Annotated in this window: 11 protein-coding genes; all 11 read right to left on the reverse strand. The window is 65.2% G+C overall.

All coding sequences use genetic code 11. The features are described 5' to 3' along the window. Window position 1 precedes the first annotated feature (1 nt). On the reverse strand, window positions 2-586 hold the full coding sequence (locus ACH82I_RS06025) for an amino-acid N-acetyltransferase (RefSeq protein WP_413336170.1): 585 nt from the start codon (window positions 584-586) through the stop codon (window positions 2-4). A gap of 139 nt (window positions 587-725) precedes the next feature. Then, the gene (locus ACH82I_RS06030) at window positions 726-3278 is read right to left on the reverse strand and encodes an ATP-dependent Clp protease ATP-binding subunit (RefSeq protein WP_413336172.1); all 2553 of its coding nucleotides are present in this window, start codon (window positions 3276-3278) and stop codon (window positions 726-728) included. Window positions 3279-3751: 473 nt separating this feature from the next. Then, window positions 3752-4084 (reverse strand): histone-like nucleoid-structuring protein Lsr2, encoded by a 333-nt coding sequence (locus tag ACH82I_RS06035; RefSeq protein ID WP_230747095.1) that lies wholly within the window; start codon window positions 4082-4084, stop codon window positions 3752-3754. Next, window positions 4050-4295 carry a hypothetical protein gene (locus ACH82I_RS06040; protein ID WP_413336175.1) on the reverse strand — a complete coding sequence of 82 codons (246 nt, stop codon included), beginning with the start codon at window positions 4293-4295 and terminating at the stop codon, window positions 4050-4052. The genes ACH82I_RS06035 and ACH82I_RS06040 overlap by 35 nt, the downstream gene beginning before the upstream one ends. A 5-nt stretch (window positions 4296-4300) precedes the next feature. After that, the gene (gene lysS / locus ACH82I_RS06045) at window positions 4301-5860 is read right to left on the reverse strand and encodes a lysine--tRNA ligase (protein WP_413336177.1); all 1560 of its coding nucleotides are present in this window, start codon (window positions 5858-5860) and stop codon (window positions 4301-4303) included. Between the two features lie 123 nt (window positions 5861-5983). Next, the gene (locus tag ACH82I_RS06050) at window positions 5984-6874 is read right to left on the reverse strand and encodes a Rossmann-like and DUF2520 domain-containing protein (protein ID WP_230747098.1); all 891 of its coding nucleotides are present in this window, start codon (window positions 6872-6874) and stop codon (window positions 5984-5986) included. After that, on the reverse strand, window positions 6871-8802 hold the full coding sequence (locus tag ACH82I_RS06055) for a PH domain-containing protein (protein WP_413336179.1): 1932 nt from the start codon (window positions 8800-8802) through the stop codon (window positions 6871-6873). The genes ACH82I_RS06050 and ACH82I_RS06055 overlap by 4 nt, the downstream gene beginning before the upstream one ends. Before the next feature lie 2 nt (window positions 8803-8804). After that, window positions 8805-9305: a PH domain-containing protein gene (locus ACH82I_RS06060; protein ID WP_230747108.1), complete on the reverse strand. Its 501-nt coding sequence runs from the start codon at window positions 9303-9305 to the stop codon at window positions 8805-8807. Continuing rightward, entirely contained in the window at window positions 9302-9763 is a 462-nt protein-coding gene (locus ACH82I_RS06065; RefSeq protein ID WP_230747110.1) for a DUF3180 domain-containing protein, read from the reverse strand. The genes ACH82I_RS06060 and ACH82I_RS06065 overlap by 4 nt, the downstream gene beginning before the upstream one ends. 18 nt (window positions 9764-9781) lie before the next feature. Next, a complete protein-coding gene (gene folK / locus ACH82I_RS06070; RefSeq protein WP_413336182.1) occupies window positions 9782-10705 on the reverse strand; it encodes a 2-amino-4-hydroxy-6-hydroxymethyldihydropteridine diphosphokinase in 924 nt (307 codons plus the stop codon). After that, a complete protein-coding gene (gene folP / locus ACH82I_RS06075) occupies window positions 10705-11544 on the reverse strand; it encodes a dihydropteroate synthase (RefSeq protein ID WP_413336183.1) in 840 nt (279 codons plus the stop codon). The genes folK and folP overlap by 1 nt, the downstream gene beginning before the upstream one ends. Window positions 11545-11548: the final 4 nt, after the last annotated feature.

Consider the following 11548-nt stretch of genomic DNA (forward strand, 5'->3'; position numbering starts at 1 on the left):
CTCAGAGGAACTTGATCATCCGCGAATTGCCCAGGGTGTTGGGTTTGACGCGAGCAAGGTCGAGGAACTCGGCGACGCCTTCATCGGTCGAATGCAGAAGCTCGACGTAGACCTCCGGAGAGACGGGGATGCCTTTGATCGGCTCGAAGCCCAGGGAGCCGAAGAACCCGGTCTCGAAGGTCAGGCAGAAGATCCGGTCGACGCCGAGCTGCCGGGCATCGGCGATGAGCTGGCGGATGAGGGCCTTGCCGACTCCCCTGCCCCGGTAGTCGGGCGAGGTGGCGACCGTGCGCGCCTCGGCGAGATCGGACCAGATGATGTGCAGCGCCCCGCAGCCGGCGAGGATCTCCGTGCCGTCGGGTTGCGGGTCGACGACGAGCCAGAACTCCTGCAGCGTCTCGAAGTAGGTCACCGTGTCCTTCGCCAACAGGATGCGATCCTCGGCCAGCGGCGCGACGAGGGCCTCGATGCCTTTGACGTCACCGGTCCGGGCTCGACGCAGGTAGAGGCCACCGGGCAGTCCGTGGTTGTCGTGGTGGTCCCGGGCGATCCGATCATGGTCGAAATCCTCTGCGACTGAGCTCATGACCTCATTCAACACCATCGACGGCGGGCACGAAAAAGCCCGGGGTCCCAGCTGCTGCTGGTCCCCCGGGCCTTCACGACTCAGCGAGTCGAACGGGTGCCTTCGCCAGGCAGCGATCCGATCAGTCGGATCACTCCGATCAGGAAGCCGAACTGCCCGAACCGGTGGAACCGGACGAACCGGCACCGGCCAGCTCGTTCTCGGCATCCGAGTCGCCGTCACCGCTCGGGACGAGGCTCTCGGTCTCCACACCGTCGAAGGTGAACTCTGCGTCCTTGCCTTCGCCGGTCACGTCGACCTTGATGGTCTGACCCCGACCGATCTCCTTGAACAGGATCTTCTCGGAGAGATGATCCTCGATCTCGAGCTGGATGGTCCGACGCAGCGGGCGGGCGCCGAGCACCGGATCGTAGCCGCGATCGGCCAACAGGGACTTCGCCGCATCCGTGAGTTCGACCTTCATGCCCTGGTCGGCCAGACGGGTGTCGAGCCGCTCGAGGAACAGGTCGACGATCTCGAGGATCTCTTCCTTGTTCAGCTGCGGGAACACGATTGTGTCATCGACGCGGTTGAGGAACTCGGGGCGGAAGTGCTGCTTGAGCTCCTCGTTGACCCGCTGCTTCATGCGATCGTAGTTGTTCTTGGTGTCACCCTCGACCTGGAATCCCATCTGAAGACCGCTGGAGATGTCGCGCGTTCCCAGGTTGGTCGTCATGATGATGATCGTGTTCTTGAAGTCGACCTCGCGACCCTGGGAGTCGGTCAGGCGACCGTCTTCGAGGATCTGCAGCAGCGAGTTGAAGATGTCCGAGTGGGCCTTCTCCACCTCATCGAAGAGGACTACGGAGAACGGCTTGCGACGGACCTTCTCGGTCAGCTGGCCGCCCTCTTCGTAGCCGACGTAGCCAGGAGGCGAACCGAAGAGACGCGAGACGGTGTGCTTCTCCGAGTACTCCGACATGTCGAGGCTGATGAGCGAGTCCTCATCGCCGAACAGGAACTCCGCGAGAGCCTTCGCAAGCTCGGTCTTGCCGACGCCGGTGGGCCCGGCGAAGATGAACGAACCGGACGGGCGCTTCGGATCCTTCAGACCCGCACGGGTCCGGCGGATCGCACGGGAGATCGACTTGACCGCGTCGTTCTGCCCGATGATGCGCTTGTGCAGCTCGTCTTCCATCCGCAGCAGACGCGAGGACTCCTCCTCGGTGAGCTTGAAGATCGGAATGCCGGTCGCCGAGGCGAGAACCTCTGCGATCAGGTCCGCATCAACGGTCGCCAAGGTGTCCTTGCCGCTCTTGCGCCAGGCCTCGGTCTGGTCGTCCTTCTCCTGCTGCAGCTTCATCTCGGAGTCGCGCTCCGAAGCCGCCAGCTCGAAGTCCTGAGCGTCGATCGCGGCTTCCTTGCGGTGCCGAGCCTCGAGGATCTGCTCCTCGAGGTCGCGGATCTCCTGGGGAACCGAGAGACGCGAGATGCGCAGCTTGGCACCGGCTTCGTCGATGAGGTCGATCGCCTTGTCCGGCAGGTACCGGTCGTTGACGTAGCGATCGGACATGTTCACGGCCGCAGCCAAGGCACCTTCGGTGATCGTGACCTTGTGGTGGGCTTCGTACTTGTCACGCAGCCCCTTGAGGATCTCGATCGAATGCGCCAGCGAGGGCTCGGGGACCTGGATCGGCTGGAAGCGACGCTCGAGGGCGGCATCCTTCTCGATGTGCTTGCGGTACTCCTCGAGTGTGGTCGCACCGATCGTCTGCAGCTCACCGCGGGCGAGCATCGGCTTGAGGATCGAGGCCGCATCGATCGCACCTTCGGCGGCACCGGCACCGACGAGGGTGTGGATCTCGTCGATGAACAGGATGATGTCACCGCGGGTGCGGATCTCCTTGAGCACCTTCTTCAGGCGTTCCTCGAAGTCACCACGGTAGCGGGAGCCCGCGACCAGGGAGCCGAGGTCGAGCGTGTAGAGCTGCTTGTCGACGAGGATCTCCGGGACATCGCCGTTGACGATGGCCTGAGCCAGCCCCTCGACGACGGCCGTCTTGCCGACACCGGGTTCGCCGATGAGGACGGGGTTGTTCTTCGTCCTGCGCGAGAGGATCTGCATCACGCGCTGCATCTGCTCATGCCGGCCGATGACCGGGTCGAGCTTCGCCTCGCGAGCGGCGGCGGTGAGGTTGGTTCCGAACTGGTCGAGGACCAGCGAACCCGATGGGGTCCCCTCTTCGCGTCCGCCGGCGGAGACGGGCTCTTTGCCCTGGTAGCCGGAGAGCAGCTTGATGACTTCCTGACGGACCCGTCCCAGGTCCGCTCCGAGCTTGACGAGCACCTGTGCTGCAACACCTTCACCCTCGCGGATAAGGCCGAGCAGGATGTGCTCGGTGCCGATGTAGCTGTGGCCGAGCTGCAGCGCTTCGCGGAGGCTGAGCTCGAGGACCTTCTTGGCGCGCGGGGTGAACGGGATGTGCCCGCTCGGCGCCTGCTGCCCCTGTCCGATGATCTCCTGGACCTGGTCGCGCACCTGCTCGAGGGAGATGTCCATTCCCTCGAGTGCTTTGGCCGCCAGGCCTTCACCCTCGTGGATCAGTCCGAGCAGGATGTGCTCGGTTCCGATGTAGTTATGCTTGAGAAGTTTGGCTTCTTCCTGGGCGAGCACCACCACGCGGCGGGCTCGGTCAGTGAACCGCTCGAACATATTCACCCTCCTCGGTCTTGTTATTCTTCTGAGCCTAACGACCTGGGGCACGGTTCTATTGCCCGTTTCGCCATCAGCCGAAACCGTTTGGCTGTGGGCGAAATCCGGTCATCGCAATCCGTGCGGACCCAAGCCGCGTCACAATGTCGTCGCCAAGGTGGTCCGACGACCCCGCGACGAAGAACGGCGACGCCATTTCCGCTCGGAATTCCCCTTCCGAGACCAGTTCTATAGCCATCACATATCGCCTTGTCAAGAAGACACTATTGCCCGCAATTGCGGGAACCGCGGATCGGACCACGGATGGGGCGAACCTAATTCTGGCAAATTCCTGTGACAAAGAACTGACGGTGCCGATTCGTACGAGATTTGAATTCTCATCGTGTGAATGGCCGAGGGGCCAACGGTCGAACCGTTGGCCCCTCGGCTTGGAATGCGGATACTGCGGTTCTCGAAGAAACCGCAATCAGATCCTATTTATCGGCTGCTTCGTAGGCTTCCACGATCTCCAGCGGAATACGTCCGCGGTCACCGAGCTGATACCCGTTCGCCTGTGCCCATTCGCGGATCTTCGCGGTGTCGCGCTTCGGGCCCGCATTCGAGCCCGCACGGCGTCCGCGTCCCCCGGGGTTGGCTACCCGGCGAGCCTTGGCGATGAACGGAGCGAACGTTTCACGGAGCTTATCGGCATTCTCTGTCGAGAGCTCGAGTTCGTATGTTGCCTGGTCGAGGCTGAAGCGCACGGTCTCCGCCGCTTCGGAGCCGTCAAAATCATCCGTGAGAACGAGTCGCATCTCCCTTGCCATGATCACTCTTTTCATAATCAGAGGTTTTTGTCGAAGTCAGCTTAACATCCGTTTGTGTATTACCGCCTAATTCACTAACTTCATGCTCCGAATAGAATTTATCGATCTGCTCGCGTTCGGTGCGGTCAGCGCGAAGAATGTTGCGCATCACGTACCAGAACAGCAGCCCCACGCAGATCGAGGGGAGCAGAGCCTTGATGAGATCCATCATTGAAATCAGCCTTCCTGAACCGTTTCGTCGCTCGAATTCGCAATCGGCTTCGTAAACGGGAAGAGAATCGTCTCGCGGATTCCCAAACCGGTCAGTGCCATCAGGAGGCGATCGAGTCCCATTCCCATTCCGCCGGTCGGCGGCATGCCGTGTTCCATGGCGGTGAGGAATTCCTCGTCGAGCCCCATCGCCTCGTCATCGCCCTTCGCAGCGTCGGCGGCCTGCGCCTCGAAGCGTTCGCGCTGGATGACGGGGTCGACGAGCTCGGAATAGCCTGTGGCGAGCTCGAAGCCGCGCACATAGAGATCCCATTTCTCCACGACGCCCTTCTTCGTCCGGTGCTCGCGCACCAGCGGAGAGGTGTCGACGGGGAAGTCGGTGACGAATGTCGGCGCCCACAACTTGTCCTGGTGGAAGTGCTCCCACAGCTCCTCGACGTACTTTCCGTGGGAGCGGAAGACGCCGCCAAGGTCGACATCGTGTTCGGCCGCGATCTTATCGAGCACCTCAAGACCGGTCTCCGGGGTGACCTCAACCCCGGACTCCGCGGACAGGCTCTCGTACATACTCACCACGGCCCAGTCGCCGCCCAGATCGTAGTCGCTGCCGTCTTCGAGAGTGACCACGAGCGAACCGGTGGCCTCCTGCGCGGCATTCTGGATCAGCGTCTTCGTCAGCTCCGCGATCGAATGGTAGTCCCCATAGGACTGGTAGGCCTCGAGCATCGCGAATTCCGGCGAGTGGGTGGAGTCTGCACCCTCGTTGCGGAAATTGCGGTTGATTTCGAACACGTTCTCGATGCCGCCGACGATCGCGCGCTTGAGGAAGAGCTCGGGGGCGATGCGCAGGTACATATCGATGTCGTAGGCGTTCATGTGCGTCTTGAACGGACGTGCGGCGGCACCGCCGTGCATTACCTGCAGCATCGGCGTCTCGATCTCGACGAAGTCCTGGTCGGCGAAGGTCCGGCGCAGGGAGCTCATCACCTTGGAGCGGGTGAGCATCGTCTCCCGCGCCTGCTCGCGTGTGATGAGGTCGAGGTAGCGCTGGCGGACGCGAGTGTCCTCGGCCAGCTCGGTGTGCAGTCCCGGCAGCGGGCGCAGCGCCTTCGAGGCCATCGACCAGGAGTCGGCGAGCACGGAGAGCTCGCCGCGCTTGGACTTGATGACCTTGCCGTGGACGAACAGGAAGTCACCGAGGTCGACATCGGTCTTGAAGTCGTCGAGGCGCTCCTGACCGACTTCCCGCAGCGAGAGCATGCCCTGGAGTCGGGTGCCGTCGCCGGACTGCAGGGTCACGAAGCACAGCTTCCCGGTCGTGCGCACGAAGACCACGCGGCCGACGACGCCGACGATGTCCTCGGTCTCCTCCCCCGCTTCGAGTCCGTCGTGAGCGGCATGGACCTCGCTCAGCGTGTGGGTGCGGGGAATCGAAACCGGGTACGCCTCGGTCTCGGAGTCCAAGAGCCTGGCGCGCTTTTCCTTTCGGATCCGGATCTGCTCCGGATCGAGATGTTCGGGTGAAAGGTCTGCGTTCTCGGGCGTGTTCGACTCGGTATCTGCCATGGAATCAAGGCTACCGTGCCCTGCCCCACGGGGGAATTCGGAGCCACCGGTCCGGTCGGGTGAACAGCCGCGTGAGCAGCCGAGTGCTCAGTTGCGTGGTCAGCCGACTGCTCAGCCGTGCGCTCAGTCGAGTGCGGCGAGGATCTCCTGGGCCTGGGCGTCGCTGATCCGCCCCAGGCTGAGCGCCTTCGCCGTGGTCGACCGGGCCAAGGCGATGTAGCTGTTGCGGGCCGCCGGGTTGGAGACGCTGAGACTGAACTCACTCAGTGCGCTCAGGTGGGCGGCGACGGTTCCGGTGTCCCCGCGGCTGACCGGTCCGGTCAGAGCCTTGGGTCCGTTCTGCAACGTGTTCGCCACGCTCGCATCGACGAGGGCGGTGAGCACACGCGCAGGATCGTCGACTCCCGCCTCGGCGAGCATCTCCATGGCTTCGCTGATGATCGTGATCGAGTGGTTCGAGGCATGCGTGATGGCCGCGTGGTAGAGGGCGCGGTCGGCCTCGGCGAGCTCGATCGGTTCGGCGCCCATCTCGACGACGAGAGCCTCCCCGACCGCGCGGATCGGCGCGGGTGCGGTGACCGCGACCGTGGCCTGACGCAGCCGCGTCAGATCGACCTCGGTACCCGTGAACGACAGCGAGGGATGGAGGGCGATGGGAAGCGCGCCGAGGCGGGTCCCGGCGTCGAGGACATCCGTGCCGTAGCGTCCCGAGCAGTGGACGAGAATCTGTCCGGAGTGGATCCGCCCCAGGTTCGCCAGCCCGGTGACCAGGGATTCGATCTCTCCGTCAGGGACGGCGATGAGCAGCAGCTCGACCCGTTCGGCGATCTCGTCGGGGTCGAGGACGGGTACGCCGGGGAGCATGCTCTCGGCTCTCTCCAGGCTCGCCGCCGAGGTGGCGCTGACCCCGATGACCGCGTGCCCGGCCTGCCGCCAGGCGGCACCGACGCTCGCACCCAAGCGGCCGCAGCCGATGATGCCGATGCCCAGCCGCGGGGCGTCGTCCGGGCTCATCCGCGGTCCTCCTCGGCTGGGCGGTGGGCGGTCGTGGCCGTCTTCGCCTCCGCGTCGAAGCGCTGGCGGGCGATGCGGGTGCGATCGGCGTGCTCGTTGAAGAAGCGTTTGGCCTCATCGACACCCTGGTGGGTGACGCTGGGCATGATCGGGCCCGCGGTCGAATGCACTGACACCGAGGCGAGCCGCAGTTTCCGCAGCAGAGGACCCTGATGGTATTTGAGCGACTGCACGCGCACGTGGGGGACGAAGTCGACCCTCCGGTCGAGCGCCCCGAGGCGGAGGACGAGCATCGATTCGGTCAGCGCGTAGGCCCGCCGCTTCCACACCAGCGGGTCGATGATCCGTGAGGACCGGGGCTGACCATGGAACAGCGCCTCCGCGGCGGGGGCCTGCGGATCCTCGGACTTCCGGTCATACATCGCCGAGCGGATCAGGGTGTCGGCGCTGACGCCTTCTGGCAGCTGCGGATCGGGCAGGGCGAGGCCGACCATGAGCAGCGCCTGGTCGATGTCGCCGACGGGCAGAAGCAGGTTCGAATCTGTCGAGCCGCTCGCGCTGGCGATGTTGTATTCGGCCTTCCACCAGCCGGCCCAGCGCCACAGCAGCGGCTGGTGCAGGCACACGGCCTGCAGCCGATCGAGCGGGATCACCTTGCGTGAGGTGGCGAAGAGGCCGTGGTTGACGGCCAATCCGTTCTCGCTGAGCCGCACGACGAAGTTCGCATTGTCGAGGTTCTTCTTGAACACGGAGAAGGCGGCGAAGATGCCGGGGATGACACCGACGAGCATCGGGATGAATGCTTCGGTGATGCCGAAGGCCAGGAGCACGATGGCGGCGGCAAGGACGAGGAGGACGACGAGGACCGAGATGATGGTCTCGGTCTTGAGCAGTGAGGACACCACCACCCGGTGCACGGGCACCCGGATGATCTCGCCCTCCTTGCCGACATTGGCCGAGAGATTGTACGGCGCCAGCAGTTCGTTGAGACTGCCCTCGGCTTCGTGGGAGACGCCATCGGCCATCGTCCCGAGCTGCTTGCTAAGGCGCACGCCGATGCTCTCATCCCGGCGTTCGGGTACCGAGCGATCGATGCCCGGCTCCGCGGCACCGGCGGCAGCAGCGGTGCCGTCGGTCTCGGCGCCGGCCCCCGCGGCTCCAGCGGCACCGGCAATCCCTGCGGTCCCGGCAGCGACGGAATTTCCCGCCCCAGGCGCCCCAGGTGCCCCTGCTGTCCCGGACTCCCCTGCCGGCGAGACCGACCCGGCACCAGCCTCGGCGCGGGCGGTCCCCTGCTTCTTCGCCTTGACGGCGGCGAGCAGTTCGTCGCGCAGCTCCTCGGCGCGCTTCCTCGCCAGGTACTTCAGGGAGATGTTCGAGTCGGAGCCGCCGGCGACGTCGAAGACGAGCTCGGCCATGCCTAGCATCCGCGGCAGCAGCTTCTGCTGCAGCTCGATGGACTGCACCCGGTCCAAGCGGGCCTTGCGCAGCTTCTTCGACAGCAGTCCGCGACGGTAGTAGATGGACTCCTCGTCGACGCGGTAGCCCATCACCCTCCACGCCAGCCAGCTGATGAAGGCGGTGAGCAGGAGAATGAGGACGATGCCGCCGACCACGGCGAGGATAACGAGCGGATGGGAGCGCAGCCACCCGGCGAACCCGAGGTCGACGCCGTCTCCGGTGGCCAGATCCTCGACCGCGGACTGGACGAAGTTCTGCAGTCCGTAGGCGGCGGCGATGAAGATACCGACGAGCACGGCCAGGCTCTCGAGGATCGGTGTCAGCGGGTGGACCCGGTGCCACACCTCGGGTGCGGCCGCACCGTGCAGGGAGCTGGTGACGGGAGAGTCGCTGACGGCTGAGTTGCTGACCGCAGAGTCAGCGGCGGCAGAGTCGCTGATCGTGGGCTCGGGCTGTTCCTCGCTCATGCTCACAGACCCGCCAGATTGACCTGGCCGAGTCCGGCGAGGCTGTCGCGGAGACGGTCGGCCTCTGCACGGGGCAGGCCGGGGATGGTCGCATCGGTGGCCGCCGAGGCGGTGTGGAGTTTGACAGTGGCCATCCCGAACATCCGGTCGATGGGGCCGGAGTCGACGTCGACGAACTGTAGCCGGCCGTAGGGGACGACGGTGGCCCGGTGGAACATGATGCCGCGGCGGATGAGCAGATCGTCCTCGCGTTCGGCATAGCCGATCGCTCTGGCCTGGCGCAGGGTGATGATGACGATGAAGACGGTGAAGGCCACGAGCACTGCCCAGATCGCATGCAGCCAGGGCACCTCGGCGGTGAAGATGATGGCGAAGACGAGGGCGACGATGATCATCGGCACGAGGATGATGAGACTGCCGATGACCTCCTTGAGCCCGTATTTCGGACTGACCCGGTTGAAGTTCACATCGGCTCCGATTGAGAAGGACAGGTCACGGCTCATGCTGCTTCGGCTCCTGGCGGGTCTTGGGGCGGGATCTCACAGAACCCTTCGACGATCATGCCGACGATCGTGAGGACGGCGGCGGCGATCATTGCGAACAGCATACCTGCCGCCAGATCGTTGCGGATTCCTGGGGCGGAGAGGAAGTAGTATGCGGCATTGCCGACGTACCAGCCGGCGAGGCCTGCTCCGGTCAGGGCGCTGGCCTTGGCCATGATGGCCACCCGAGCCGCCTGCAGGGGGTCGATCTCCTTGGTCCGGTCGCCGTCGTTCCATTTCTTGATCGGCCACCCGAGGACGAGCAGGACGCCTGAGAGAATGAGCATCCCGATGATCGCGAACCAGGGCAGGCCGGGCAGTGCAAAGCCCTGGCTTTCGAGCACCACGTCGACCACCGGCGCCAGCACTGCGCCGATGACGGCCCAGACGGCGAGGGTCCCCGAGGATGTTCTCTGCATGGTTCCCAGTCTGTCAGATCAGGGGTCCGTTGGTGAGGGCAGTTTCGTGATCTCCTGCCCGGAGAGCTCCGCGAGCACCGTGGTCAGCGGACGCCTGCCCGCAGGGGTGAGGATGCTCGTCTGCTCCTCGAGTTCGGCCCAGGGGGCGAGGACGAAGGCGCGTTCGTGGGCGCGCGGGTGCGGCAGGCTCAGCACCGCGGTGTCGAGGATCGTCTCATCCTCGCCTCTCCCGTATCGGATCAGGTCGATGTCGAGCGTGCGCGGCCCCCACCGCAGCTCCCGAGTCCTCCCACAAGCGACTTCGATCCCCTGGGCGACGGCCAGCAGCTCGTGCGCCGTCAGGCTCGTCCTGACCAGAACGCCGAGGTTGTGGAAGTCGTTCTGCTCGACCCCGCCCCACGGGGCCGTGAGGTAGAGCGAGGACCGTGCGGTCACAGTGATCCGCGGGTGCCGGTCGAGAGCCTCGACGGCGAGTTCGAGGGTGTCCTTCGGATCGCCGAGGTTGGCCCCGAGATTGAGGTACGCCTCGGTCTCTGTGGGCACCTCGTCCACGGAGGCGTCCGCATCGCGAGCGCGTGCAACGCTGACGGAGACGTCGGCGAAGCTGCGTTGGATGGGGGCGCTGGGTTTGTGGACGACGACGTCGACCCGCTCGGCGAGGGTCAGGCAGTGCGTGGCGATGGTCTCGGCGAGTGTTTCGATGAGATCGAAGGTGTTGTCCTCGACGATGTGCGCGACGTCCTCGGCCAGCTCCCCGTAGTGGATGGTCTCGGCGATGTCGTCGCTGGCCGCGGCCGCAACCACCGAGGTGTGGAGGGTGACGTCGATGACGAAGTCCTGGCCATCGCGTTTCTCGAAGTCGAAGACCCCGTGGTTGCCGCGCACCCGCAGTCCGCGCAGCTCGATCCGGTCGGGTGCGTGCGGGTGCTTCTGCACGCCCATCAGGCCTGCACCCCGCGGGCATGCTCGGCCACGGCGGCAACGACCCGGCAGGCGATCGCCGAGGTGGCCGGTTCGTGGACGCGGACCGCCCAGGCCCCGGCCTGAGCCGCCAGGGTCGAGATCGCAGCGGTCGCCTGGTCCTTCGCGGCCTCCTCGGCGCGCTTCGGATCCTTAGGAGAGAGCAGGGTGGAGATGAAGCGCTTGCGGCTGGCGGCGACAAGTAGTCGGTGCTCGAGCACCGCGAACTCATCGAGGGCGGCCAGGATCTGCCAGTTGTGCTCGGCGTTCTTCGAGAACCCCAGGCCGGGATCGACGATGATGTTCTCCGTCTTCACCCCGACGGCGGTGGCCCCGTCGATGCGCACACGCAGCTCGGCGATCACCTCGGCGACGACATCCTCGTAATGGAAGGTAGCGGCTGCCTGATCGAGGTAGCCGCGCCAATGCATGAGCACGACGGGGGCCGCGGTCTGCGCGGCCACGGACAGCATCGTCGGATCCGACTGTCCGGCGGAGACGTCGTTGATGATCTGGGCGCCGGCATCCAGCGAGGCTTCGGCGACCTTCGCCCGCATGGTGTCGACGCTGATCACGATGCCGGCGGCGGCGAGCTCTCTGACCACGGGGATGACTCGCCGCAGCTCCTCGGCCTCGTCGACGCGGACGGCTCCGGGGCGGGTGGACTCCCCGCCGACGTCGATGATGTCGGCACCGGCATCGAGGAGGTCGATCCCGTGAGCGATGGCTCGCTCATGATCGAACCAGCGTCCGCCGTCGGAGAAGGAGTCGGGCGTGACGTTGAGGACGCCCATGATCTTCGTGGGTTCGGGATTCGGCATCGGT

This window comes from Brevibacterium sp. GP-SGM9, assembly GCF_047300845.1.
Taxonomy (GTDB): domain Bacteria; phylum Actinomycetota; class Actinomycetes; order Actinomycetales; family Brevibacteriaceae; genus Brevibacterium.